The organism is Sorangium sp. So ce448, assembly GCF_051520915.1.
GTDB classification, from domain to species: Bacteria; Myxococcota_A; Polyangia; order Polyangiales; family Polyangiaceae; genus Sorangium; species Sorangium cellulosum_B.
Genome location: NZ_CP150343.1, coordinates 922,660 through 948,545, shown reverse-complemented (window position 1 = coordinate 948,545; position 25,886 = coordinate 922,660). Strand labels below are relative to the sequence as shown.

Below are 25,886 nucleotides of genomic sequence, written 5' to 3'. Positions count from 1 at the left end.
TTTGCCTTTCGGAAGTCCATCACCAAGCCCCCATCACGGCCAAGCCCGCACCACTCGAGTGCACCACGGGCAGAACAAGGGTCGGCTCCGTGCGCTTCGACTTCGGCCAAAGCGCATAAGTCACTGCACCGATCGCGAGCACGCCCGAAGCGATGTATGCGACCCGAGCAACGTTCCCCAATGTGTCGGCACGCGATGCGTCGCTCCGCACCTTTTCGCATGACCCGACCCACGACGCTTCAGGCCTCACGCACTGCGCACCGGCCTCAATGATCGCGGTGCTCTGCGTGTGGGCATCCCCGCTCGCGTTGTTCGACGCCACCGTCGTCCCGATCCCCACGCCCAGCCCCACCGCGCTCGCCGCGCCCAGCGCGATCACCGGCACCCAGTCCTTCCCCGGCGGCGGCTCTACCGGCGTCGGCGGCTGCGCCACCGCCGGCCCACCGGCCCCCGCCCCCGCCGCGCTCGCCCCCCCCTCCGTCTTCACGCCCGCCAACGCCTGCGGGGCGACATTCACCGGCGTAATCGCCAGCTTCACCTCCGCCGTCCCTCCCTTCGCCACGCCCACCGTCTGGCTCGCCGGCTCGTAGTCCAGATGCTTCGCCTCCACTCGGTGCTCGCCGGGGTCGACGAACACCTCCCCTTCCAGCGGCGCCCGCCCCACGCTCTTGCCGTCCACAAGCACTTCCGCTCCCGCCACGGTGACCGACACCTTGAGCGCACCCACCTGCGCTCGCGACTCCGCCAGCCACTTCTCCGCGTTCGGCTTCAGCTTCGCCACACCCTTCAGCAGCGGCCAGTTCCTCAGCGCGAACGACAGGTACTTCGCTGCGTCCTTGTGCTTCTTCAGCTGGTACTCCGTGTTTCCGAGGTTGTACGCCACGTCGAACGTCGGGTTCAGCTCCCACGCCACCAGCAGCGCCTCCTCGGCCTCTTGGTACTTGCGCTCCAGATAGAGCGACTTCGCTTTGTCGACGAGCGCCTCGGCGCGCTTCGTCGCGTCGGCGGCGCTGGCAGGCGCCGCCCCTGGCGCGGCCGGCGGCGCCGGCTGCGCGGCAGCGATGTCAGGGTCGGCCATCAAGGTCGCAACGGTCAGCACTACAGCAAGCGATCGGCTGGTCATCATCATGGCTCCACGCGGTCTCACTCCATCCATCCTTCGTCTTGTGGCCGCTCCGTGGGTGCCGGCGCGGCCGGAGTCTGCGGTCGCTGCGGCACCACACGCGTCGGCCGCGCAGGCACAGGCGACACCGGCGCTGGCGGCGCCGGCGGCGCTGGCGGTTGGCTCGCCGTCGCGGTGTCGTCGAGGCTTGGCTCGACCGCCTCCTCCGGTCCCGGCACCACTGGCGCCAGCAGCTCCGAGGCCGCCGGCGGCGCCTGCGTGCTCGGCGCCGGCGCACCGCTCGGCGGCAGCGCGGGCTCCTGCTCTTTCGGCGGCTCCTCTCGCCCCAGGATCCTCGCCAGCACGAACGGGCTGCTCACCGCGATCACCGCCAGCACCACTATCAGCCACGTCGGCATCCACTGCCGGCGCTTTCCCGTCGACTCCGTGGCGACCGGCACCTTCGGCACCGCGACCGGCGGCGGCGTCACCGGCAGCAACGACGACGGCAGCAGCGCCTTGTCGATCGGCGGCAGCGCTCGATCCGCCCACTGGCTCGGCGCCATCGCTCCCGGCTGCTGCACCGGCGCGCTCTGCGGATGCACCGGCGCGCGCTGCGGCGCCGCCGCGCCCCCGAACACCGGCACTCGCTGCGTCATCGTCACACCGTGTTGCGCCGGCGCGCCCTGCGGATGCACCGGCACTCGCTGCGTCATCGTCACACCGTGTTGCGCCGCCGCCGCGCCGTGCTGCACCGGCGCCACCCCGTGCTGCGCCGCCGCGCCCTGCTGATGCGCCGCCGTCACCTGCGGTCCTGTCGGCTGCTGCGCCGTCCCCGGAAACGGCGGCGGTCCCGCTTGCGCGGGATACGGCGGCGGCGCCGCCTGCACCGGCAGCGGCGGAGGCCCCGTTCGCTCCTTGGCCAGCGCAGGCACCACGGGGAACTGGAACAGCGGCTGCCCCGTCGGCTTCTGCTGCTGCATCTCCGTCAGCGCGCGGTCCAGCTCCGGGTTGTTCTGCGCCTGCCGCAGCTTCCGCTCCGCCACCTCCGGATCCGCCTCGCGCCGGATGCTCTCCAGATCCGGAAGGTACTGCCGGATGTCGTCGCTGTCCTTGTTGCTGCCCATCGAAGACCTCTCTCCTCAGCGACCACACACTAGAACGGCCTGCACCCCGCCGTGGCGCACGGCCCGGCTGGCTTCGCGCCCTGTTGCTTCGCAGGCGCGGCCGGCTTCGCAGGCGCCGCCTTCTTCCGCTCCTCGATCACCCTCAGAAACGACGGCTTCTGACGCTTCGGCATCGGGTAGATGTCCTCGTCGTCCTCCGTCTCCGCCGGCGCCGCTTTCACAGACGCTGCCTTTGCCGGCTCTGCCTTCACCGCCGCCGCTTGCTCCTTGGGAGCAGGCGCCTCGGCCTCCGCTGCTGACCGTGCCTTCTCCGCTGCTTCGGCCTCCACCGCCTCGGTCGGCGGCGCCGCCACCGGCACCGCCTCGGCCGGCGGCACCGCCTCGGCCGGCGGCGCCGCGCTCGCCGTCGCGCTCTCCACCGGCGCCGCCGTTGCCGCCGGCTCTCCCGTCACCACTGCCGGCCCGGTGTCGCGCGCCGAGCGCAGCCCTAGCACCACCCCCACGCCCCCCAGCGTCAGCGCCAGCGCCACCAGCGGTGCCAGCACGTACGCTTTCGGCGCCCGCCGCGGCTGCGTCAGCAGCGCCGCCGGCGCCGGCGTGGTCGGCGTCTCTTTCCTCAATGCCTCCACCGGTCCCGCGCTCGGCGCCGTCACCGAGCTCGGCGCCACCGGCCGCGCCGCGACCGGCTGCGCGGCCGGCTGCGACGCCGATGCCGCTCGCTGCATCTCCATCAGCGCCGCCGGCGGCTTCACGTACGGTGCCACTGCTTCCGGCCGCGACGGCACCACCATCGCTGACTGCTGCGCCATCGCAGGATACGGCGGCGACGCCACCGCTGGCTGCTGCGCCATCGCAGGATACGGCGGCGACGCCACCGCTGGCTGCTGCGCCATCGCAGGATACGGCGACGACGCCACCGCTGGCTGCTGCGCCATCGCAGGATACGGCGACGACGCCACCGCCTGCGGCCCCGTCACCGGCAACGGCGGCGGCGCTACGTACTGCGGCGTCACGTACGGCGGCTCGACCTCCGGCCGCGACGGCACCGCCGCTCGGTGCGTCTCTCTCCACGACGGCTGCGACGGCGCTACGTACTGCGGCTCCATCGCCGCCCTCGGCGGCGGTACCGCGTAGCTCTCCGCCCTCACCTCCGCCGCCCTCGGCGGCGGCACCGCGTAGCTCTCCGCCCTCACCTCCGCCGCCCTCGGCGGCGGCACCCCATACCCCTGCGCTCCCGCCTGCGGCAGCGGCGGCGGCCCCGTCCGCTGCGCCATCCGCTCCGCCCACGCCCCGGACAGCTTCGCCGTCGACTCGAGCGGCTTCAGCGCCGGCAGCGGCTCCGTATGCCCCACCCCACGCCCCCGCGGCACCCTCGACGCAGGCGCGAACGGCAGCGCGCTCGCCGGCGCCACGAACTGCTCCAGCGGCGCCGTCTCCCCGTGCACCACCCGCCTCCCTCGCCTCTCTCCCCTCTCCTTCTCCTCCTCTCCCGCCTCCGCCGCCGCGCCGCCTCGCCCCATCCCGCCCTCCACGGTCTTCCCGCGCGCCTCCTCCGTCTCCTCCTCGCCCGCCGCGCCCCTCTCCTCTTCCACCGGCGCGCTGTCCTCCAGCGCCACCCCCGCGAACGCCGCCTGACGCTCCGCCTCCATCCGCTCCCGCGCCAGCCGCTGCGCCAGCACGTGCCCCGCCGGCACCGTCTCTCTCAAGAGCCCTCGCAGGTCCCGCGCCACGTCGTCGAACCTCGGATACCGCTCTTCCCGGTCGATCGCGATGCACCTCGCCACCACCGGCCACACGAACTCCGGGCAATCCGGCACGATCTCGTGCACAGGCTCCGGCGCCGCCACCAGGTGCCCTGTCAGCGTCTCCTCCGCCGTCGCCGGCTCGCTGTCGTCCAGGAACAGGTGCTTCCCCGTCAGCACCTCATAAAATATCGCTCCGAACGCGTAGATGTCCGTACGCCCGTCAGGCCTCGCCCGCTCCACCCGCTCGGCCTTCCTCGAGCTCGTGTACAGCATCTTCACCTGCTCCGGAGAGATGTACCTCACCGTCCCCACATCCGGCAGATCATCGGTGTTCATCCCGCCGTCCGCGAACTTCGCTATCCCGAAGTCGAGCAGCCACACGTGCCCTTTCGCGTCCGCCTTCGTCCCCACCATGATGTTCTCCGGCTTCAGGTCGCGGTGCCATATCCCCTTCGAGTGCACGAACGTCATCGCGTCCGCCACCTGCAGCATCACGTGCATCGCGCTCAAGAAATCGAGACGGTACGCCTTGTTCAGCAGCTTCCTCAGCGTCCTGCCCTCGAGGTAATCCATCACGATGTACGCCACGTGATCCGGCGACACACCCGCCTTCTTCATCCTCACGATGTTCGGGTGCTTCAGCTTCGGATAGAACTTGCACTCCTGCCGGAACCGACGCGCGAAGTCCTCTCTCTTCAGGTGCCGTGGCAGCATGCACTTGATCGCCACCACATCCTCCGAGTAGTCCTCCACTGCCTTGTACACCTCTCCCATACCACCCGCGTCGATCACCTCCGTGATCCGGTAGTCAAGGAACACGTCCCCGGCCTTCAGCGCCTCCCGCGCCATCACCACACCCCCATCCCGCGCAGCACCAGCGCCGCGATCGCCGAGAACACCACCGTGCTCGCGAGCGTCAGCCCCGCGAACAGCCGCGCGTCCACCGGCGCCTCTCCCGCCTCGACCGCCACGCCCGCCACCCCGGCCCCGCTCGTGCCCTCCGGCCTCGCCTCGAACCACGCCCTGCTCTGCGGCCCCCACCCCGCCTCCGCCTCCGGCCTCCGCGGCGCTCTCCCGCTCCCGTCTTCCTCCGCGAGCTCCGCGCCGATCCGCCCCAGCTCCTCCCCGAACGCCTCCGCGCTCTGGAACCGCTCCTCCGGCCGCTTCGCCAGCGCCTTCAGCACCGCACGGTCCAGCGCTGCCGGGAGCCGCTGCGCCGCGTACCGCGACGGTGGCGCCGGCGTCTCCACGACGTGCGCGCGCAGCAGCGCCAGCGCGTCCTCGACATGGGCGAACGGACCGTGCCCCACGACCAGCGTATACATCAGCAGCCCCACCGCATACACATCCGCCCGCGCATCCACAGGCTGGCACCGCGCCTGCTCCGGCGAAGCCGTCCGTGGCGTCCCCACCAGCAGTCCGGCGTCGGTCGGATACGCCGGCCCGTCCACCGCAGGCGGCGCCCCCGGCGCCGCGCCGGCCAGGGCGCCGTCGAGCACCTTCGCGACGCCGAAGTCGAGCACCTTCGCGACCCGGGCGCCGCCCGGCGCCGCCGCCCCCGGCGCGCACAGGAACACGTTGTCGAGCTTCACGTCGCGGTGCACGAGCCCCACCCGGTGCGCCGCCGCGAGCCCCGCCAGCACCTGCCGCACCAGATCGATCGCCTCGACCACCGGCAGCGGACCGCGCCGCTGGAGCTCCTCCGCCAGGGTCCGCCCTTCGAGCCGCTCCATCACGAAATACGGGCGCCCCGACGGCGTCTGCCCCAGATCGAGGACCGACACCACGTGCGGCGACGACACCGCCGCCAGCGCCCGCGCCTCCACCTGCAGCCGGTCCGTGAACCGCGGATCGTGCGCCAGCGCGCGGCGGACCAGCTTCACCACGACCCGCTTCCGGAGCGCGCGGTGCTCCGCCTCGACGACTTCCCCCATACCCCCGCGCCCGAGCACCCGGACCGCCCGGTAAGGTGTGCCTTCCAGCACATCCCAGGCACCGCCCGAGCGCCCTGAGCCGTCTGAGGTGCCGCGTTCCACCAGCGAGGTCTCCTGAGATGGAAATCACGACCAGGGCGCCGGTTCAGACAAAGAAAATGCACCGGCGATGTCGATTCCTGAAGAACGACGTCAATTCAAGCTGTTACCAGCCCTCACGGCCATGGCCGCGGCGCCCCCCCGGCGCTCCGGCGCAGGGTCCGGCCCTCCCCCTGCCCCCGCACCCCCGCCCGGCGCCGGCGCGCCTCCGGGAGCGGGGCGCGACAAATCGATCCCGGCGTGTCGCTTTCCTTGTCTGAACGGGCCACCCGGCAGTGATTTAGGAGAAGGAACGGGCGCCGCACGCACGCGGGCCCCCCCTGCGCGAGGTCCCCATGACGCACGACGCTTCCGACCAGCACGACGACCTGGAGCCGCCCGGCGACGCCGATCCCATCGTGGAGGCCTGTCTCGCCGACGCGCTCGGCCCGTACCTCGGGGTGCTCTCCCCCGAGGAGCTCGAGGATTACCGCAGGTATCTCACGGTCTTCATCACGACCCACCCGGCGGCGGCGCCGCTCCACGCTCGCTTGCGGGCGAAGGGCTACGTCCCGGCCGGGAGCGGCGCGATGGCCCGCGAGGGCGAGGGCGCGAGCAAGGAGGCGGCGGCGCCCGACGACGGGACCTCCGGCGGACGGCATTGATCAGGGACCGGCGTCCTCCTCCTTCACCTCACCCTCCGCGGGAGCGCATCATGGCGGCGCTCCCCCTCGCTCGCCGCGTCGCCAGGGCGACCGCGCGGATCTACGGCGTGCGGACGCGCCAGGGCATCGAGGACTGCGAGCAGACTGCCTATCAGGCCCTCCTGGAAGCCGGGCTCGGGTTCGATGAAACGCGCGGCGTCCCCCTCGGCATCTATGCCTGGAAGCGGGTCGCCGGCGCCGTGATGCGGCAGCTGACCCGCGACGCACCGATCCGTCGCGCCGGCGCCGCCGCCGCGCTCGACGCGGCCGAGTCGATGCGCGACACAAGCGATCCGTTCAGCGACGACGACGACGACGCGTCGGGCCAGCTCATGGCCCATTGCCGGACGCTCGCCTTCACCCGCTTCGTGGGGGACACGGGCGAACGGCTCAGGGCGCACCCGGAAGACGCGCTCGCGCGCACGCGCGCCTTCGAGGCGCTCGCCGGGGCGCTCCGCGGCCTCGACGAACGGGAGGCGCGCCTCATCGAGCTGCGGTACTGGCAGGAGCTCTCGTGGGCCCAGGTCGCCGCGGCGCTCGGCGTCCACGAGAAGTACGCGACCCGCATGGACGAACAGCTGCGGAAACGCCTTCGGGGCGATCTGCAGACGAGCCACGTCGAGGAGCCGCCGCCGAGCGAAGGGGCCTGAAGGGACCTCAGCGCCGGACCACCCGCGCTTCCGGCGCAAAAGGCAATTACAGGCGATAACACCGTCCTCCCCCCCGAGCCCCTCTCGAGCCGCGAATTAGCCGTAATTGAGCGGTAATCGCGCCGCGGCGCCCCTCCCGGACGCGCACTGGACCGACTCGAAATCTCGCGCCGCGCAAAAGAGCATTTACAACGCCCATCCTGCCTGGGAGCGTGACGGATGGTGCATTCCCCGGCGCGTCGCCGGAGGACAACCAAGGAGGCACCATGGCCCTCAAAGACCTCTCTCCTCGTCAAATGGTCCAGATCACCGGCGCCTGGCTCGATCCGGAGCGCGAAAGGCCTCGCCTCGCGTCGTTGAAGCGGTGTGCCCCGCTCATCGACGATATCGAGGAGGCGCACGAAGGCGTCTTGAAGTCGCACCGGCGGCAGAAGAAGGCGGACGACCAGATCTCCGAGATCCAGCAGAAGCTGGTCGCGACCGATCAGATCCATGATCGCAAGGCCCGCGGCGCCCATGCGGTGCTCACCGGCTTCGCCGATCTGGCCGACGATGCCGAGGACGCGGCGATCTACCTCGAGATCCGCGATCAGCTCTTCGCGGATGGGCTCAGGTTCATCGGGGCGAGCTACAGCGATGAGGCGGGCGAGGTGAAGCTCGCGCGCGACCGGCTGACGCCGGAGTCCAAGGCGGCGCTCAGGGCGCTGCCGACGCCGGGGGGCAACCTGCTCAAGGCGGTGCAGGCGTGGTTTGCCGCGGGCGACGAGCTCGGCAAGCTCGACGCGCAGCGGATCCACCTGCATGCGCAGGAGCGGCCGGATGGGGCCGACCCGCGCGGCGGGCAGCTCCGGGCGCGCAACCGCTGGATCAAGGTGGTGCGCAGCGTCCTCCAGATGCTGGAGCTCGAGGGGGCCGATGAGGAGACGGCGCGCCGGCTGCTCGCGCCGCTCCAGCGGGAGGCGGCCAAGGCCGAGCGTCGGCGCGCGAGCGGCAAGGACGAGACCGACGTGGAAGGCGGCGCGCCGCCCGACGCCGACCAGCCAGCGATCGACGACGAAGCCCCGGCGGCCGACATGGATTGACGGGCAACCCCTCCGGCAGGCCCTCGTGATCGACTCGATCCGTTACGAGCCCCCTCCGACAGGCCCTCGTGATCGACTCGATCCGTTACGAGCCCCCTCCGCCGGGCCCTCGTGATCGACTCGATCCGTTACGAGCCCCCTCCGCCGGGCCCTCGCGATCGACTCGATCCGTCACGAGCCCCCTCCGCCGGGCCCTCGTGATCGACTCGATCCGTCACGAGCCCCCTCCGGCAGGCCCTCGTGATGGACTCAATCCGTCACGAGCCCCCTCCGGCGGGCCCTCGTGATGGACTCGATCCGTTACGAGCCCCCCTCCGCCGGGCCCTCGCAACGGATCGCAGCCGTTGCGCCAGTCTTCCGCCACCCTCTCACCATGGATCACCTCGCCTCTCCCGCTCCGCGAGACCCCTCACAATGGCTCGCGCCTTCGACTAGGCCGTCGCGTCTGCTTGACGCACCACGTCGGCGCTGCCATGACCGGCTCCCTCCGCCTCGGGCGTGCTGTTTCAGCCGCGCGCGCCGGGTCCACGCATGGGGCCGCCGGCCCGGCTGCCGCAGGTGTGGCGCGTCCTTGCCGAGGCGGACTACGCTCTGCGTTACCACACAGCAACAGGAGCCACCGAGCCGTGAAGATCCTCGTTCCGCTCAAGCGCGTCGCCGATCCGGATAACGCGAACAAGGTGAAGATCCCCGCTTCCGGGGACAAAATCGAGACGACCGGGCTCGAGTGGAAGCCGAACCCGTTCGATGAGTACGCGCTCGAAGCGGCGCTCCGCCTGACCGAGGACGGCAAGGCGCCGAAGACGCGGGCGGGCGAGGTCGTCGTCGTCACCTTCGGACCGAAGGAGACCGAGCAGACGCTCCGCGCCGCGCTCGCCACCGGCGCCGACAAGGCCATCCGGGTCGACGTCACCGACGACAAGCTCGACGGCGATCTCGTGGCCCGCGCCCTCAAGACGCTCGTCGAGCGCGAGAAGCCCGACGTCGTGGTCATGGGCAAGCAGGCCGTCGACGGCGACTCCAACCAGGTCGGCCAGATCCTCGCCGAGCTGCTCGACTGGCCGCTCGCCACGTTCGCCGCGACCATCAAGGAAGAGAAGGGCGCGCTCCTCGTCGGCCGCGAGGTCGACGGCGGCGTCTCCACCCTCCGCGTGCGCCTGCCGGCCGTCGTCACCGTCGACCTGCGCATCGTCGCGCCGACCAGCGTCTACTCCCAGAAGACGGCGCCCGCGTTCAAGTACAACGACGGCGTCCGCTTCGCGGCGCTCCCCGCGATCATGGCCGCCAAGAAGAAGCCCCTCGCCGAGGTGAAGCTCGCCGACCTCGCCGCGGACCAGGCGCTCAAGGTCCAGTACAGCGCGTTCCAGCCGCCCCCCGCGCGCAAGGCGGGCATCAAGGTGAAGGACGTCAGCGAGCTCGTCTCGCGCCTCAAGAACGAGGCGAAGGCCATCTGACGGGACGCAGCAGGGACAAGACCGGACGCGACAAGAGGTCGAAGACATCGAGGGTGCCGCCGACGCGGACCCCGACCCGCAGCGGCGGGTCGTGCAGGAGGGATCATGGCTGACGTTCTCGTGGTGGCCGAGGCCGCCGATGGAAAGCTGAAGAAGACGACCCACTCCGCTGTCACGTTCGCGAGGCAGGCGGCGGCGGCGCTCGGCGGGACGTACTCGATCCTCGTGATCGGCGACGCCCTCGGCGACGCGGCCGCCGAGGCGGCGACGCTCGGCGCGGCCAAGGTGCTCGTCGCGCAGGCGAGCTCGCTCAAGGACTACGTCGCCGAGCGCTACGTGCCGACCGTCGCGGCGGCCGCCAAGGGGACCGCGAACGCGGATCCCCGCACGCCAGCGACGTACGCCGTCGTCGTGGGCACCGCGAGCGCCTACGGCAAGGACCTGCTCCCGCGCGTCGCGGCGCGGCTCTCGGCGGGGTTCGCGAGCGACATCTCCGAGCTCCTCCCCGAGGGGGGCAAGCTCAAGTACAAGCGCCCCATGTACGCCGGCAACGCGTACGGCGTCTGCACCGTCTCGACCCCCGTCCAGGTCGTGAGCGTCCGCCAGAGCGCGTTCGCCGCCGCCGAGCCCACCGGGGCGACGTCGCCGATCGAGCAGGTCGCGGTCGTCCCGCCGAGCGCGGCGGCCGAGCGCGTCGAGTTCGTCTCCTTCGACCAGGTGAAGAGCGAGCGCCCCGAGCTCGCCGAGGCCAAGGTCGTCGTCTCCGGCGGCCGCGCCCTGAAGGAGCGCTTCAACGAGATCCTCGACCCGCTCGCCGACGTCCTCGGCGCCGCCGTCGGCGCCAGCCGCGCCGCGTGCGACGCCGGCTACGCGGCCAGCGACCTCCAGGTCGGCCAGACGGGCAAGGTCGTCGCCCCCTCGCTCTACGTCGCGGTCGGCATCTCGGGCGCCATCCAGCACCTCGCCGGGATGAAGGGCTCGAAGGTCATCGTCGCCATCAACAAGGACGCCGACGCGCCCATCTTCCAGGTCGCCGACTACGGCCTGGTCGCCGATCTCTTCGCGACCGTGCCCGAGCTCGTGAAGCAGATCCAGGCAGCCCGCAGCTGATCCTCGCGCCACCGACCCCGCCGGGGTGCACCTCGTCCGCCCTCCAGGGATGCGGGCGTACCCCGGCTCACCGGATGAGTCCGTCCAGCGAGGAGTCCACGTTCACGGGCGCGATTTCCGTGTCAGGTCGCGCACGTAGCATCTTGTTCGCGTCCTGCGGCCGTGGGATCCCTTGAGCTCTATGCCCGAACGCCCGGACATGCCGATCGTCGCGGCGCTCGCGCAGGCGCGGGCATTGCTGTACGACACGGCCAGGACCACGGAGCAGCGGCGGCTCATCGGCCCCACGGTCATGGAGATCGACCGCGCGATCGTGAGCCTCGATCCGACCGCGAGCGCCTCCTTCGAGCTCACGCCGCTCGCGGCGTCGGTGCCGCCGGTCGACACCGAGATCGAGGCGCTGCGCCGCGAGGTCGAGCGGCTGCGCGTGATCACCCAGCACGAGCGCGGGCTCCTCGACGCGCTCCTCAGCGAGAGCCCGCACGGCATCATCGTCTCCGACAGCCAGGGCAAGCTGATCCTCCAGAACCGCGCCTCCGAGCGGATCTGGGCCGGCAGCTCCACCGCCGAGAACGTCGAGGGCTGGGGGCGCTACCGCGCGTTCCACCCCGACGGGCGGCCGTTCGAGGGCGGCGACTGGTCCATGGCGCGGTGCCTGTCGCGCAGGGAGACCGTCCCCGCAGAGGAGGTCCACTTCCAGCGCTTCGACGGCACCCACGGGATGCTGCTCGGCAGCTGCGCGCCGCTCTTCTCGCCCGAGGGCGAGATGCTCGGCGCGGTGTCCATCTTCGCCGACATCACCCAGTTCAAGCAGCTCGAGGCGGACCTCCGCGTCAGCAAGACCAAGTTCTCGACCACCCTGAAGAGCATCGGCGACGCGGTGATCTCGACCGACGGCACCGGGCGGATCGACTTCATGAACGCCGTGGCCGAGACGCTGACCGGCTGGACGCTCGACGAGGCGAAGGACCGCCGCCTGTCCGATGTCTTCCGGATCATCTCCGAGCAGACGCGCGACGACCTCGACAACCCCGTCACCGAGGTGCTGCGCCACGGCGGCATCATCGGGCTCGACGACACCACGCTGCTGCTCCGCAAGGACGGCTCGGAGCTCGCGATCGACTCGAACGGCGCGCCGATCCGGAGCGAGGAGGGCGAGCTCGTCGGGCTCGTGCTGGTCTTCCGCGACGTGACCGAGAAGCGGCTCGCCGACAAGCGGCGCTACTTCATCGGCGAGGCGAGCCGGCAGCTCGCGCTGTCGGGCCTCGACTACGAGAGCACGCTGGCCAACGTCGCCCGCCTCGCGGTGCCGCACATCGCGGACGCCACGGTGGTGGACATCGTCGAGCCGGACGGCTCGCTGGGCCGGCTCGCGGCCGTGCACGCGAGCGACACGAAGAAGGCGCTGGGGCGGGATCTCCCGGCCCGCTACCCGACGGATCCCGAGGTGCCGCGCGCGGTGCACGCGGTGCTCCGGTGCGGCGAGTCGCTCCTGCTCCCCGAGGTCGAGGGCATGGCGTGGCAGCGCGCCGCGTCGCTGAAGCCGGGCAACGAGTGCTGGTCCGGCGCGCACGACCCGGCGTACCTCGCGGTGCTCCGGGAGCTCGGCGTCCGCTCGGCGATGATCGTGCCGCTGCGCGCCCGGGACCGGACGCGCGGGGCGATCACGCTGCTCTCGACCGAGCCGAGCCGGCGCTACACCGTCGAGGATCTCGCGCTCGCCGAGGAGCTCTGCAACTTCGCCGCGCTCGCGCTCGACAACGCCCAGCTCTACCGCGAGTCGCAGCAGGTCAACCGCGCCAAGGACGAGTTCCTCGCGACGCTCTCGCACGAGCTCAGGACCCCGCTCACCGCGATCCTCGGCTGGGCGCGCATGCTGCGGCAGGGCTCGCTGAAGCCGGACACGCACGTCCGCGCGCTGGAGGCGATCGAGCGCAACGGCACGCTCCAGGCGCAGCTCGTCGAGGACCTCCTCGACGCCTCCCGCATCATCACGGGCAAGCTGCGGCTCGACGTGATGCTGGTCGACCTGCCGCCGATCATCAACGCCGCCATCGACGCGGTCCGCCACGGCGCGGACGCGAAGGGGATCGAGCTGCTCGTGCAGCTCGACCCGAACGCGGGGCCGATCTCGGGCGACCAGACCCGGCTGCAGCAGGTGGTGTGGAACCTCCTGTCGAACGCGATCAAGTTCACCCCGCGCGGCGGCAAGGTCTCGATCCAGCTCGGCAGGGCCGAGGGCCTGGCCCGCATCCAGGTGAGCGACACGGGCCAGGGCATCGTGCCGGAGTTCCTGCCGTACGTGTTCGACCGCTTCCGCCAGGCCGACAGCACGAGCACGCGGCCGCACAGCGGGCTCGGGCTCGGCCTTGCGATCGCCCGCCACCTCATCGAGCTCCACGGCGGCACCGTGAAGGCGGAGAGCGCCGGGGACGGCAAGGGCGCGACGTTCACGGTGGACATCCCGCTCGCGCCCCGGGGCGCCATCGCGGCGCTCCGGAGGGCCGATGGGCTGGTCCCCCTGTCCAACGAGCTGGAGCCGACGCTCCAGGGCGTCCGGGTGCTGATGGTCGACGACGAGCCGGACGCGCGGGAGCTCGTGACCACGGTGCTGGAGCGCAAGGGGGCGAGCATCACCGCGGTCGCGACGGTCGACGAGGCGCTGTCCGCGATCGAGCGCGAGAAGCCCGACGTGATCCTGAGCGATCTCGGGATGCCCGGGGAGGACGGCTACAGCCTGATCCGGCGCCTGCGCGCGCAGAGCCCCGAGCAGGGAGGTCGCATTCCCGCCGCGGCGCTGACCGCGTACGCGAGCGCCCAGGACCGCACCCGCGCGCTGCTGGCCGGCTTCCAGTCGCACGTGCCCAAGCCGATCGAGGCATCGGAGCTAGCGGCCGTGATCGCCAACCTGGCCGGCCGCACCGGCTAGGCCCGCCCACGCCCACCCCAACATGGACGTGGACGTCAACGTGGTCGTGGTCGTGGACGTAAACGGCCAGACGTCAACGTAGACGCCCACGGCCAGGAAGCCCCCCGCTCCCCGTCTTCCCGTCGGCACGCCCAAACGACGAAGGGCGGCCATCAGGCCGCCCTTCGTGAACCCCCAGATGAACTGAGTCGGGGCGAGAGGATTTGAACCTCCGACTCCTCGGTCCCGAACCGAGTGCGCTACCAGGCTGCGCTACGCCCCGTTCGCTGCCCCAAGAGCAACGCCCGCTGAACAGCGGGCGCGCAACATCGCCAAGAGTGAGCCGCTTGTCAATACGAAATGATCAGGGCTCCACCGCTGCACCGCGGGCTCGCACGGTATCCCCGGGAGCGCCCGCGCACCGCATGAGCGCCAGATGACAAAAAGCGGCAAGAATTCGCTCACTTCGGGGTCGCCCCGGCGCCCCGGACGTTTCACGAAGCCAAGAATCGTGGGAGCGCAAGAAAAATGTCCCGTCCTAACTTGCTCAGGCCGTGTTAAAGTGTCACTGGAATCCCGATGTTGCCGAAAGGAAGCAGAGAGCGAGGCGTCTGGTGCGCCGGTGAGGGCCTCGCCCCCTGCTCGCGCAACTTGAGCAGGGGACCGCACGGGCGGCCCCTTCCAGAACGGACCAGGGCGACCGGCCGGCTCCGGCGGTCGTGACGTGAGAGGAGGAACAGGTGGCAATTGAGCTTCCCGCTGTACGCATTCTGATCGTCGACGACGACCGCGCGATCTGTGACTACATGCAGACGCTGCTCGAGCGCGACGGGTACCAGGTCAAGACGCTGGGCGACCCCACGACCGTGGAGGAAGAGGTGCGCACGGGCGGCTACCACCTCATCATCCTCGACCTGATGATGCCGAAGCTCGACGGCATCGAGGTGCTCAAGCGCATCCGCAAGGTCGACAACGACATCGCCGTCGTCATCTTCACCGGCTTCCCCAACCTCGAGAGCGCCGTCGCGTCTATGAAGCTCGACGCGGTCGACTACATCAAGAAGCCGTTCAACGTGGACGAGTTCCGCGAGGTGCTCGCCCGCGTCATGCGCAAGAAGGGCCTCGCGCGGACGCCCGAGGAGCAGCTCCACCGCGTCATCGGCGACACGATCAGGAACCTCCGCAAGGACAAGGACCTCACGCTGAAGCAGATGGCGCGCCGCACGGGGCTCAGCGTGTCGCTGCTGTCGCAGATCGAGCGCGCCGAGTCGTCGGCGTCCATCTCGTCGCTCTACAAGATCGCGGTCGCGCTCGAGTCGCGCATCCAGGACCTCTTCGGCCACTACTGATCCGCTCGCCGAGCGGCGATGCCGGGCCCGCCGCGCGCCCAGCGTGGACAGCGTGGACGCGCGCGCCCGGGCCGGCGCCGGCTCAGCGCCGCGCGCCGCGCTCGATCGCCGCGTCGAGCTCGTCGAGCGCGAGGCCGGCGATCGCCTCGACCCGCGCGCCCGACGTGTCGAAGACGATCACGTACGGCAGCTTCGAGATCTGCTTCAGGTACCGCCGGGCGAGCGGGCTGTCCCAGTCGACGATGTCGAGCTTGCGGTACGCGACGTCCTTGCGGGCCTCGAGCACCGTGACCATGTGCGCGTCCAGCTTGCGGCAGGGCATGCACCAGGCCGCCACGAAGTCGACGACCGTGACCTTGCCCGGGACGATCTGGGGGCCGAGGTCGGGGATGTCCGCGCCGCCGTCCTCGATCGTCCGGGCGTCCGCGCCCTCGGGGAACGTCGCCCAGCCGAGGTACTGCCCCTGGCCGGCGCCGAGCACCGCCTCGAACCCCTCGTCGGCGGCGAGCCGCTTCACTGTCCCCGCGACGTCGAACGACCGCGACGCGGTGACGGAGATCTCGGCGCGGCGCCTGTCGAAGGCGGCCGAATAGACGCCCGGGCGCTCACGGAGATCCGCCACGAGCTCGGCGCCGCACGCCTCGCAGTCGATCTTCCGCAGCGAGACGACCGTGGTGCGCGCGCCCTCCGGGGCGGGCTGCGCGCCGCCGCAGGCAGCCGCCAGGCTGCCAAAGGCGACCAGCAAGCCGCCGCGGGCAGCCAGCCAGCCGCGGCAGGCAGTCAAACCGAGGGCCGAAGAGAGGGCGTTCGCGCTTCGCACCGCGTCCTTCGAGGTACCTTGCCCGCCTTCTCCGCGCGGCGCAACGTCGTGTAGGCTGGGCCGCGATGAGCTCCGTCGTGACCCGCACCCTGCCGGCCGATCACGTCACGCCGGTCCGCGCCTACGCCGCGCTCCGCGCCCAGTCGCCGGGCCGGTCGTCGTTCATGCTCGAGTCCGCCCTGCCCGGCGAGCGCTGGGGCCGCTACGCGATCCTCGGCTACAGGGCGCGCGCCGAGACCCTCCTCCCGAGCGGGTTCGACCCGTTCGCGACGCTCGCGGACGGGCTCGCGCAAGCCTCGGCCCGAGAGACGCCGGACGCACAGGGAACGGCGCGCGACCTGGCGGCCCGCGTCTGTCAGGCCTGGGTCGGCTTCCTCGCGTACGATGCGGTGCACCTGCTCCTGGGCGTCGAGCCGTGGCCCGACGAGGCGTACCTCGGACGGGTCATGAAGGACGCGACCGTCGTCGTGTTCGACAGCGTGGCGCAGACCATGACGATCGCCGGGCAGTCGCAAGGCGCCGTGAGCCGATGCGCCTGGGAGCTGTCGCACGGGCCAGAGCAGATGAGCCTCCCCGCGCTCGATCCGCACGCGCTGCCAGAGCACGTCGAGACGCCGGTGGCCGACGAGGACTTCGTCGCGAAGGTGGCCGCCGCGCACGAGCGCGTCGCGGCCGGCGAGGCGAAGGAGGTCGTGCTCGCCCGCAGGTTCCGGGCCCCGCTGCGCGGCGCGGATCCGTTCGACGTGTACCGGGCGCTGCGGGTGCTCGCGCCGTCGACCCACCTCTACTTCCTCGACTTCGCGGAGTCGCCGTTCGCGCCGGCGCTCACCGTGGCAGGCGCGTCGGGCGAGACGCTCGTCCGTGTCGAGCGCGATCCATCGGCGGGGCCGAGCGCGGGTGACACGTCGCCCGTCGAGGCGCTGCGCGCCGCCTTCGCGCGCGGCAGCGCGGTCGGCGCGCCGGCGGCGCGCGCGAGCGGCGTCAGCCGCCGCCTCGAGGTCGGCCCGCGCCAGATCTACGGCGGCTCGGTCGGGTACTTCGGGCCGGAGGGCGCGGAGATTGCGCACACGCTCGGCGCCGTCTGGGTCGAGTCGGGCTACTTCGAGACGATGACCGGCGCGCGCATCGGGAACGGGAGCGACCCGCGCGCGGCGTCGGAACGGACGCGCGGCGACGCGCGCGCGGCGCTGTCGGCGATCCGCGCGGCGCAGGAGGCGCGCAAGGCGAGCGACGCGGCCGCGGAGAAGAGGGCCGCCGCCGAGAAGGCCGCCGCTGACGACGACGCGGTCCGGAGCGCGTAGCGCGCAGCGCTCAGTCGTGCAGCAGGCCCTGGCGCACGCGCGCGCCCGTGGGGGCCGCCCCCGTGGCGGTGCCTGGCCGCGAGAGGCGCGACGAAGCAGCGGCCTGGGGCGCGGTCGCCGCCGCGCGTGCGCCGCGCTGAGGAGGCTCGGGAGGCGCCGGCCGAGCCGGCGGCGAGGCGATCGCCTCGAGCGCGGCGGCGCGCGCCGCCTGGGCCTTACCGGCGGCGAGCACCGCCGTGAGCACGGCCGCCCTGGCGCCGGTCGCGGCAATCGCAGGCCTCGGGCGCTCGGGCCGCGTGAGCGTCACGAACGTCGCGACGCCCATCAGCGCGACGAGGCCGGCGGGGAGGAGCCAGCCCAGGCGCGCGGGCGACGCGAGCCCGCGCAGCACGTTGGCGCTCTCCGCGCCGAGCAGCGTGTCCGGCGGCGTCGTGCGGCTCGCGGTCGGCGGCTCGGAGCCGGCCTCCGGCCCCACGACGGCGCGAGGGGCCGCCGCGTTCCCCTGCGCGAACGCCGCGACCGGCGCCCGCATCGAGGCGATCCCGGAAGCGCGCGCCGACAGGGGCGGGCGCTGGAGGCCAGAGGAGGGCGGCGGCGCGTGCTCCGCGATGCGAGCGAACGACGACACCATCTCCTCCACCGAGCGGAAGCGCCGGGCCCGGTCTCGCGCGAACGCCTTCTCGAAGAAGCCGTCCAGCGCGGCAGGCAGCCTCGGCGCGAGCCGCGTCGCGATGGGCACCGGCGCGAGCAGGATCTTCGAGGCGACGACGCTGGCGATGTCGCCGGGGAACGGGAGGTGGCCGGTCACCGCGCGAAACAGGATCGCGGCCAGCGACCAGAGATCGGTCTGCGCGTCGAGGGTCCGCTCCGCACGGATCTGTTCCGGACTGAGGTAGTGGAGCGCGCCCGCGCTGATCTCCGCCGCGATCTCGCCGACGAGCCGGGGCGCGACCGCCCTCGGGAGGCCGAAGTCGAGCACCTTCACGACCTCCTCGTCGCCCTCCAGCGCGAGGAAGAGGCTCTCCGGCCGGAGGCCCTGGTGAAGGAGGCCCGCCGCGTGGGCGGCCTGCAGGGCGTCGCCGGCCTGCACCGCGACGCGCGCGGCCTCGTCCAGCGAGAGCCGGCCGTGCCGGACGAGGCGCGCCGCGAGATCCTCGCCGGAGAGCAGGTCCATCGCCAGGTAGACCACGCCGTCCTCGGTGCCGTGATCGCGCACGCTCACGACGTGCCGCGACGAGAGCTCGGCGGCGGCCCGGACCCAGCGGTCGAGCCAGAGGATCTCCCCCGTGGCGCCGGCGTCGGGGTCGAAGAGCTTCAGGGCGACACGAACGCCCAGCTGGAGCTCGCGCGCGGCCCAGACCGAGCCGCGGTCGCGCGCGATCCGCGCGAACGGACGCGCGAGCTGCCTCTCCAGCAGATACTTCCCCCCAACGATGGTGCCCGGTGAGATATCCATGGGTTACCTGAGCCTCCTCCCCCACCGTAAAATTGCACATACGCCATGCGGCGCAATTTGGCGTTGCGGGTCGCTGCACGGTTTGCTTGTGCGACCGCCTCGACCGTGCAGGCGGCGGGAGCGTTCGCACCGCACGCCGCGCGCGGGAAGAGGCGAGTCGTAGCGCGGAGCACAAGGAGCCCGTCCCGGTTGGGGCGGAACTAGGGTGCTGAGGGCTGCGGGTCGGGCGAAAAACGGAGCGGTACGACGAAGCGCAGGTCGCCGCCCTCCGGCGCCGGGAACGTGAGCGCCCGCGCGCGCCGGAGCACGCAGCGGGTGAGCCGTTCGTCCGGGAAGCGCGACTCGGCCTCGAAGGCCTCGTCGACGGCGCCGCTGTCGGTCACGTGGAAGCGGATCGCGAGGCGGCCCCAGAGCGCCGGCGCGCCCGCGAGGGCCTCTTCGTAGCAGCTCCGCCACACGGGCAAGGCCTCGGCCAGGGCCGCGGAGATCGCGTCCGGCTGGAGCTCGCCCGGGCCAGGAGCGAGGACGGACGGCGGGGGCTCGACCGGCTCGTCGCCCGGATAGACCTGCAGCGTGGCCGTGACCGTCGAGCCGGCCTTGGCCCCGGGGAGCGGGAGCGACCGCGCGCGCGCGGTGAGGCACGAGACGACGTCCGGCGCGGAGAGCGTGGACGAGGTGGCGCGCGCCCCGGTGACCTTGCCGGCGCGGCTCACCGTGAGCCGCACCGTGGTCTTGCCGTGCAGCGTCGGGTCCCGGTACGCGCGCAGGCGGTAGCACGAGTAGACGTGGATCCAGAGGTGCCGCCGGGCGATGCGCTGCACCTCGCTCGCCTTGAGCGGACCCTTCACGTGGTCGATGTCCACGATGATCCTCGGCAGCGGGTGCCCCTCGGCCGGAGGCGGCGGCGCGGGGGGATCGCCCCTGCCCCCGGCGTTCCAGCGATTCTGCTCCGCCACCTCGGCCTGGCCGCGAGGGACGAGGTGGCGGCCGAGCTTGTAGGGCGGATCGATCGCGATCGAGGGTCCCTGCGAGGCGCCGCGCACGCCGCCCTCGGCGGCCGCCGCGGACGGGTCCCCGAGGGAGGCGCCCGGCGCCGCAGAAGAGACCGCCGGAGGCGCGGCCGGGGCGCGCGGCTCAGTGGAGGAGGCGGCAGGCGCCAGGGCGTCCACCCGCCTGGACGGACCGACGGCCGGGGCGGAGAGGCCGGCGGCGCGCGGGGCCGGGAGCGGCGGCGCCGGCGAGGCGCACGCGGCGAGCGCGATGGCCATGGCGAGGAGCGGACCGTAGGCGCGGCCCGCGCCGCGCCGGGAGGCCGCGCTCAGAACCGGAGATCGCCGCGCGGCGCCTCCACCTTGCCGTCGAGCGCGTCGATCGCCTTCGCGACCTCGGGGTCGTCGACGGTGGGGACGTGCACCACGAACTTCACGTAGAGATCCCCGGGCTCCTTCGCCTTGCGGGCGATGCCCTTGCCGCGCAGCCGCATCACCTGGCCGGTCTGCGTGCGCGCCGGGATCTTGAGCGTCACCTCGCCGTCGGGCGTGGGGACGCGGATCTTCTCACCCCGGTAGGCCTCGCTCAGGGTGACGGGGACGTCGAGGTGGAGGTCGTCGCCCTCGCGCTTGAAGAACGGGTGCGGCGTGACGTGGATGTTGAGCAGCAGATCGCCGGGCTCGCCGCCGCCCATGCCCGGCGCGCCCTGGCCGCGGATGCGCAGGCGGCTGCCCTCGGCGGCCCCGGGCGGGACGCGCACCGTGACCGGCTCGGGGTCGCCCTCGCGCTGGAGCTGGAGCGTCGTGCCGCGCACCGCCGACACGAAATCGATGGTGAGGTTCTGCTCGATGTCGCCGCCGCGGCCGCGCGCCGGCTGCGGGCGGCGGCCCGCGCCGCCCGCGCCGGCGCGGCCACGGCCAAAGAGGTCGCCGAGGATGTCGCTGAGGTCGCCTCCGGCGGGGGCGTTGCCGAAGATCTCCTGGACGTCGAAGCCGCCGGGGCCGCGGCCCCCGCCGCCGGCCCGCGCGTTCGCGTAGCGGCGGTAAGCGCGGGCGCGCTCGGGATCGAAGTTCTGCGAGAGGCTCTCCTCGCCGAACTCGTCGTAGAGCGCGCGCTTCGTCTTGTCGCTCAGCACCTCGTGAGCCTGGTTGATCTCCTTGAACTTCTGCTCGTTGGCCTTCCCCGGGCTCTTGTCCGGGTGGTACTTCATCGCGAGCTTGCGGAACGCCTTCTTGATGCTGTCCTCGTCCGCGTCGCGCGAGACGCCGAGCACGGAGTAGAGATCACGAGCCATGGTCGTCCGTCATCGTTCTGGTCCGCGGGAGGTGCGAGGCGCGCGGACCGCTGCGGGCCTTCATCGGGCCGAAACCTAGATCTCCCGTCGGTCGTCGTCCACTGGGGGCAGCCGCCTGCACGAGCGTCAGCGGTGGAACGCGCGCGGCGCGGCGCGCCTCAGGCGCTCACCCGGAATGTCGTACCGGTGGGAGAGTCGGCAACCTCGATGCCGTCGCGCTCGAGCTCCTTCCGGAGGGCGTCGCCCCGCGCGAAGTCCTTCGCGGCGCGCGCCGCGGCGCGCTCGGCGAGCTTCGCCTCGATCGCCTGCCGGGTCGTGCCGAGGAGCCCGAGGCGCTGCTCCTGCGTGCGGGCCTGGTAGACCGGAGACGGCGTCTGCAGCAGGCCGAGGACGTCGAGCGAGGAACGCAGGGCCGCGTGGAGGCGGCGCGCGAGCGGCGGGGCGGCGCGGGCGACGTCCTGGTCCTTCCCCCGCCGCTGCGCGGCGTCGGCGAGCTCGTTGGCGGCCTTGGCGACCTCGGCGATGATCGAGAGCACGACGGGGGTGTTGAGGTCGTCGTCGAGCGCGGCGGCGGCGCGGCCCGGCGCGCCGTCGGCGAGCGCGGCGAGCGCCGCGAACCCCTTCGGGAGCCGCGCCGGCAGCTCCGGCGCGGCGCCCTCGCCGGCGGCGGGCGGGCCGGCGAGCGCGGACAGTCGATCGAGCGTCGCATACAGGTAGTCGACGCGGCGCTCGGCCTCGACCACGCCGGGGAACACGACGCGGCCGTCGTCGCGCTTGTGGGTGTCGAACTCGAGCGGGCCCCGGTAGTGGACCGTGAGCAGGAAGTAGCGGAGCGCCTCCGGGTCGTTGCGCGCGTAGACGTCGCGGAGCTTGACGAAGTTGCCAAGCGACTTCGCCATCTTCTCCTTGTCGACGTTGACGAAGCCGTTGTGGATCCAGATCGAGGCGAGCGGCGCGCCGTCCGGATGGGCGGCCTCGCTCTGCGCGATCTCGTTCTCGTGATGGGGAAAGACGAGATCCATGCCGCCGCAGTGGACGTCGAAGCCGGCCCCGAGGTAGCGGCCCGCCATGGCAGAGCACTCGATGTGCCACCCGGGGCGCCCCTTGCCCCACGGGCTGTCCCAGCCCCACCCGCCGGGGGCGACCCCCTTCCAGAGCGCGAAGTCGAGCGGATCGCGCTTGTCCTCGCACGGACCGACGCGCGCGCCGACCCGCAGCTCGTCGAGGTTGCGCTTCGAGAGCTTGCCGTAGGAGGGGAAGCTGCGGACCGAGTAATAAACGTCGCGAACGTCGCGAAGGTCGCCGGGCCGCTCGACGACATAGGCCGCGCCTCGCTCGATCAGCCGCTCGACGAGGGAGACGACCTCCGGGATGTGCTCCGAGACCTTCGGCTCGACGTCGGGCGTCAGACAGCCGAGGGCGGCGACATCGTCCTGGTACAGGCGAGCCATCCGCGCCGACAGGTCCATGGGCGGCTCGCCGGACTCGGCCGACCTCTGCAGGATCTTGTCGTCGACGTCCGTGACGTTTCGAACGTAGACGACGCGGAGGCCGCGCGCCCTCAGGTGGCGGACGAGGATATCCGGGGCGAGCGCGGCGCGGCCGTGCCCCACGTGCGCGACGTCGTAGGTCGTCGGGCCGCAGCAGTACATGCGGACCTCGCCAGGCCGCCGCGGGGCGAGCGGGGCGAGCTTCTGGGTCAGCGTATCGTGGAGGCGCAGGGCGGACATCGGCCGGGGGTCTATCAAGGCAGGCGGATGCTGTCACGGGCCCGCGTGCTTAAGGTGACCGCGATGCTGCCCGTCCGTGACCAACTGCCCACCCGCAAGCTGCCGGTCGTCAACTACCTGCTGATCGCGCTCAACGTCCTCGGTTTCTTCTGGATGCGATCGACGATCGCGGCCGGGTTGCCGCCCGACCGGCTGCTCTCGGCGTGGGGCCTCGTCCCCGAGCACCTCCTGGAAGCGCCGAGCGACGCGTGGTGGACGGTCTTCAGCAGCATGTTCCTGCACGATCCGACGGGGTGGGCCCACCTCGGCGGGAACATGCTGTTCCTCTGGATCTTCGGCGACAACGTCGAGGACGCGCTGGGCAGCGCCCGCTACGCGGCCTTCTATGTGCTGTCCGGGGTCGCCGCCGCGGGCGCGCAGGTCGTCATCGATCCCGGCTCGACGATCCCGATGGTGGGCGCCTCGGGCGCGATCTCGGGCGTGCTGGCCGCGTACGCGTCGCTCTACCCGCGATCGCCGATCACGGTGCTGAACCCGATCTTCCTCCTGTGGTTCATCTTCGGGCTGTTCCTGGAGCTCCCGGCGTGGCTGGTCATCCTGGAGTACTTCGTGGTGAACCTGCTGAACGGGCTCGGCTCCATCGGCATGCGCGGCGGCGGCGTGGCGTTCTTCGCGCACCTCGGGGGGTTCGTCGCCGGGCTCTTCCTTGTTCGCATCTTCATGACAGGGCGCGCCCGGCGCGAGCACGAGCGCTGGCAGCACTTTCGCCCGTCCCCCCGGCGCCCCGCTGCGCGCCGCGTACGGGGCGCCCCGCCGTGGGACGCGCCGCGGCGGCGAGACTCCTGGTGACGGCGAGGTGCGATCAGGAGCGACCCGAGGTGCGGCGTCCCGTACGCGGCGCGCGCCGAAAAAGCCGGTGAGATCCGAAGGATCCCGCCGGAACGGCCAGGCTGCTCGCGGTTCGCCCAGGATGCAAAAGCGTGATAGCGTCGGCCCGCAGCGATGCGACGACCCCTTCGAAGGCGCCTCACCGCCGCGGGTTCTGCGGGCGAGGCAGTGGACCCCCGAGCCTGGCTGCTCGCCGTCGCGATCGCGCTCGCCGCCTGCGGAGGGCCGTCGTTCGACGGAACGGTCTACCGCGGCACGGACGTGGCGTTCCGCGTGCCCCCGGCGCCGGCGAGCTGGGAGCGGCTCGAGGTGTCGGACGCGGCGGTGGCGTACCGCGACGACGCGAACGGGGCGACCATCGCCCTCAACGGGCGCTGCCGGAACGAGGAAGACATCCCGCTCGTCTCGCTGACCAACCACCTCTTCCTGCACTTCACCGAGCGCGAGGTGCTGAAGCAGGAGGTCGTGCCGTTCGACGGCCGCGAGGCGATGCACACCGTCATGTCGGCGAAGCTCGACGGGGTGCCGAAGGTCTTCGACATCTGGGTGCTCAAGAAGAACGGCTGCGTGTACGACATGCTCCTCATCGCCGATCCCGCCCGCTACGCCGCCAGCGAGCCGGCGTTCACGCGGATGGTCCGCGGCTTCTCGACCCTGCGCACCGATGACCGATGACGACTGATCGCAAACGGCCCGTGGCGGCGCCGCCGCCCGCCTCGAACGGCCCGCCGGCCGCCTCCTCCGGCGGGGGCTCCACCAGCGTGCCCCCGCAGAGCCTGCAGCCGACCAGCGTGCCCCCGCAGAGCCAGGCGCCGAACAGCCTGCCCCCGCCGCCGCTCCCCCCGCTCCTCGCCCGGATCAACGAGAACGCGGTCGGGTTCGTCGAGCACCTCGGGCAGTTCGGGCGGATGACCTGGGGGGCGCTCAGGTCGATGTTCGAGCGGCCGCTCGAGATCCGCTCGACCCTCTATCAGATGGAGGCGCTCGGCGTCCGCTCGGCCGCCATCGCGTCGGTGACAGCGCTCTTCGTCGGGATGGTTATGGCGGTGCAGTTCGCCATCGGCCTGCAGAAGTTCGGCGGCATGGAGTACACGGGCCGCATCATCGGCCTGTCGTTCTCGCGCGAGCTGGCGCCGACGCTGACGGCGGTGATCGTCGGCGGCCGCATCGGCGCCGGCATCGCGGCCGAGGTCGGGTCGATGGCCGTCACCGAGCAGATCGACGCGATCCGCGCCCTCGGCGCCAGCCCGCTGAAGAAGCTCGTCTTGCCGCGGCTGCTCGCGAGCGTCGTGGTGATGCCCGTGCTCGGCGCGTTCGCGCTCGTGCTGGGCTTCGGCGGGGCGATGCTGGTCTGCGCGACCGAGTTCGGCATCCCCGCCGGCTTCTTCCTGAGGACGGCGCTCGGCTCCGTCACGTTCATGGATTACTTCAGCGGGATGTACAAGACGCCCTTCTTCGGGGCGATCATCGCGCTCGTCGGCTGCCACTTCGGGCTGATCACGCGAGGCGGAACGGAGGGCGTCGGCCACGCGACCACGCGCACGGTGGTGGTGACGTCGATCACCATCCTGATCGCCGACTTCTTCCTGACCAAGATGTCCATCCTGCTCTTCCCGACCCGGTGAGCAGGGGCGGTCCGGGAGGCGCCCAGATGCCGCCGCCGACGTCGCAGCGAACGCTGGCCGGGCTCCTGCCGGTGCTGCTGTTCGGGGTGCCGTTCGGGGTGCCGTTCGGGGTGATCGCGTGCCAGGGGGACGCCGTGAGGGAGGGCGGGGTCGCGGAGGCGAGCGACGGCGGCGCCGCGCTGCCGGAGGGCACGCCGGCGCCGCGACGGCCGACGCGGCACTACCACCTCCGCCGGACGGACGACGGGTGCGAGATCTTCTGGATCGACGGGGATCTCGTCTCCGCGTCCCAGGCGGTCGTGTGCCCGCCCGACCTCGAGGTGGGCGAGCGCCTCCGCCTGACCGGCAAGACTTGCCTCCGCGAGTCGGCGCAGACCCCCGCGCGCGCCGTGCCCGTCGTCTGCCCGCTGCCGCTCATGACGATGGAGAAGGCGGACAGGACGCCGCCCGACGCCGGGGCGCCGCTCGACGCCGGCAAGCGAGACGCCGGCAAGCGAGACGCCGGCAAGCGAGACGGCGGGTAAGCGACGGGCAAGCGG

At 72.3% G+C, this 25,886-nt stretch carries 21 protein-coding genes and 1 tRNA gene; 12 read left to right on the top strand and 10 right to left on the bottom strand.

The window, feature by feature from the left end:
• Positions 1-19: 19 nt before the first annotated feature.
• Genes WMF45_RS03525 through WMF45_RS03510 form a run of 4 tightly spaced genes read right to left on the bottom strand, consistent with a single transcriptional unit; the run spans position 20 to position 6,010 of the window.
• Positions 20-1,129: a PEGA domain-containing protein gene (locus tag WMF45_RS03525; protein ID WP_437715550.1), complete on the bottom strand. Its 1,110-nt coding sequence runs from the start codon at positions 1,127-1,129 to the stop codon at positions 20-22.
• 14 nt (positions 1,130-1,143) lie between these two features.
• On the bottom strand, positions 1,144-2,229 hold the full coding sequence (locus tag WMF45_RS03520) for a hypothetical protein (RefSeq protein WP_437715549.1): 1,086 nt from the start codon (positions 2,227-2,229) through the stop codon (positions 1,144-1,146).
• Positions 2,230-2,258: 29 nt separating this feature from the next.
• On the bottom strand, positions 2,259-4,823 hold the full coding sequence (locus tag WMF45_RS03515) for a protein kinase domain-containing protein (RefSeq protein ID WP_437715548.1): 2,565 nt from the start codon (positions 4,821-4,823) through the stop codon (positions 2,259-2,261).
• Complete coding sequence (locus WMF45_RS03510) at positions 4,823-6,010, bottom strand: serine/threonine-protein kinase (RefSeq protein WP_437715547.1); 1,188 nt, start codon at positions 6,008-6,010, stop codon at positions 4,823-4,825. The genes WMF45_RS03515 and WMF45_RS03510 overlap by 1 nt, the downstream gene beginning before the upstream one ends.
• 332 nt (positions 6,011-6,342) lie before the next feature.
• Here WMF45_RS03510 and WMF45_RS03505 point away from each other — a divergent pair, with 332 nt between their 5' ends.
• The 6 genes from WMF45_RS03505 (at position 6,343) to WMF45_RS03480 (ending at position 13,915) form a co-directional block, all read left to right on the top strand.
• Positions 6,343-6,651 (top strand): hypothetical protein, encoded by a 309-nt coding sequence (locus WMF45_RS03505; RefSeq protein WP_437715546.1) that lies wholly within the window; start codon positions 6,343-6,345, stop codon positions 6,649-6,651.
• A gap of 50 nt (positions 6,652-6,701) precedes the next feature.
• A complete protein-coding gene (locus tag WMF45_RS03500; protein WP_437549435.1) occupies positions 6,702-7,340 on the top strand; it encodes a sigma-70 family RNA polymerase sigma factor in 639 nt (212 codons plus the stop codon).
• Between the two features lie 266 nt (positions 7,341-7,606).
• The gene (locus tag WMF45_RS03495; protein WP_437715545.1) at positions 7,607-8,422 is read left to right on the top strand and encodes a hypothetical protein; all 816 of its coding nucleotides are present in this window, start codon (positions 7,607-7,609) and stop codon (positions 8,420-8,422) included.
• Positions 8,423-9,048: 626 nt separating this feature from the next.
• Positions 9,049-9,876, top strand: a complete 828-nt coding sequence (locus WMF45_RS03490; protein ID WP_437590801.1) for an electron transfer flavoprotein subunit beta/FixA family protein — start codon at positions 9,049-9,051, stop codon at positions 9,874-9,876.
• Positions 9,877-9,981: 105 nt separating this feature from the next.
• A complete protein-coding gene (locus tag WMF45_RS03485) occupies positions 9,982-10,986 on the top strand; it encodes an electron transfer flavoprotein subunit alpha/FixB family protein (protein ID WP_437715544.1) in 1,005 nt (334 codons plus the stop codon).
• A 181-nt stretch (positions 10,987-11,167) separates the two neighbouring features.
• On the top strand, positions 11,168-13,915 hold the full coding sequence (locus tag WMF45_RS03480; protein ID WP_437715543.1) for an ATP-binding protein: 2,748 nt from the start codon (positions 11,168-11,170) through the stop codon (positions 13,913-13,915).
• Between the two features lie 188 nt (positions 13,916-14,103).
• Here the strand turns inward: WMF45_RS03480 and WMF45_RS03475 are convergent.
• A tRNA-Pro gene (locus tag WMF45_RS03475) sits at positions 14,104-14,177 on the bottom strand.
• 457 nt (positions 14,178-14,634) lie between these two features.
• Between WMF45_RS03475 and WMF45_RS03470 the strand changes: the two genes are divergently transcribed.
• A complete protein-coding gene (locus tag WMF45_RS03470) occupies positions 14,635-15,243 on the top strand; it encodes a response regulator (RefSeq protein ID WP_012233257.1) in 609 nt (202 codons plus the stop codon).
• 82 nt (positions 15,244-15,325) lie between these two features.
• On the opposite strand, the gene WMF45_RS03465 is transcribed toward WMF45_RS03470, so the two are convergent.
• Entirely contained in the window at positions 15,326-16,063 is a 738-nt protein-coding gene (locus WMF45_RS03465; protein ID WP_437715542.1) for a TlpA family protein disulfide reductase, read from the bottom strand.
• 65 nt (positions 16,064-16,128) lie between these two features.
• Between WMF45_RS03465 and WMF45_RS03460 the strand changes: the two genes are divergently transcribed.
• Positions 16,129-17,364, top strand: a complete 1,236-nt coding sequence (locus WMF45_RS03460) for a chorismate-binding protein (protein WP_437715541.1) — start codon at positions 16,129-16,131, stop codon at positions 17,362-17,364.
• A gap of 10 nt (positions 17,365-17,374) precedes the next feature.
• Here WMF45_RS03460 and WMF45_RS03455 read toward each other — a convergent pair whose 3' ends face one another.
• The 4 genes from WMF45_RS03455 to cysS form a co-directional block, all read right to left on the bottom strand.
• On the bottom strand, positions 17,375-18,820 hold the full coding sequence (locus WMF45_RS03455; RefSeq protein WP_437715540.1) for a protein kinase domain-containing protein: 1,446 nt from the start codon (positions 18,818-18,820) through the stop codon (positions 17,375-17,377).
• A gap of 200 nt (positions 18,821-19,020) precedes the next feature.
• Complete coding sequence (locus WMF45_RS03450; protein WP_437715539.1) at positions 19,021-20,088, bottom strand: AgmX/PglI C-terminal domain-containing protein; 1,068 nt, start codon at positions 20,086-20,088, stop codon at positions 19,021-19,023.
• A gap of 50 nt (positions 20,089-20,138) precedes the next feature.
• On the bottom strand, positions 20,139-21,104 hold the full coding sequence (locus tag WMF45_RS03445; RefSeq protein WP_437715538.1) for a DnaJ C-terminal domain-containing protein: 966 nt from the start codon (positions 21,102-21,104) through the stop codon (positions 20,139-20,141).
• 158 nt (positions 21,105-21,262) lie between these two features.
• Entirely contained in the window at positions 21,263-22,834 is a 1,572-nt protein-coding gene (gene cysS, locus WMF45_RS03440; RefSeq protein WP_437715537.1) for a cysteine--tRNA ligase, read from the bottom strand.
• A 63-nt stretch (positions 22,835-22,897) separates the two neighbouring features.
• Here cysS and WMF45_RS03435 point away from each other — a divergent pair, with 63 nt between their 5' ends.
• The 4 genes from WMF45_RS03435 to WMF45_RS03420 all read left to right on the top strand — a co-directional run bounded on the left by WMF45_RS03435 (position 22,898) and on the right by WMF45_RS03420 (position 25,871).
• A complete protein-coding gene (locus WMF45_RS03435) occupies positions 22,898-23,683 on the top strand; it encodes a rhomboid family intramembrane serine protease (RefSeq protein ID WP_437715536.1) in 786 nt (261 codons plus the stop codon).
• 207 nt (positions 23,684-23,890) lie between these two features.
• Positions 23,891-24,397 (top strand): hypothetical protein, encoded by a 507-nt coding sequence (locus WMF45_RS03430; RefSeq protein WP_437715535.1) that lies wholly within the window; start codon positions 23,891-23,893, stop codon positions 24,395-24,397.
• The gene (locus WMF45_RS03425) at positions 24,394-25,347 is read left to right on the top strand and encodes an MlaE family lipid ABC transporter permease subunit (protein ID WP_437715534.1); all 954 of its coding nucleotides are present in this window, start codon (positions 24,394-24,396) and stop codon (positions 25,345-25,347) included. Before WMF45_RS03430 ends, WMF45_RS03425 begins: the two co-directional genes overlap by 4 nt.
• 26 nt (positions 25,348-25,373) lie before the next feature.
• A complete protein-coding gene (locus tag WMF45_RS03420; protein WP_437715533.1) occupies positions 25,374-25,871 on the top strand; it encodes a hypothetical protein in 498 nt (165 codons plus the stop codon).
• The last annotated feature ends 15 nt before the right edge of the window (positions 25,872-25,886 follow it).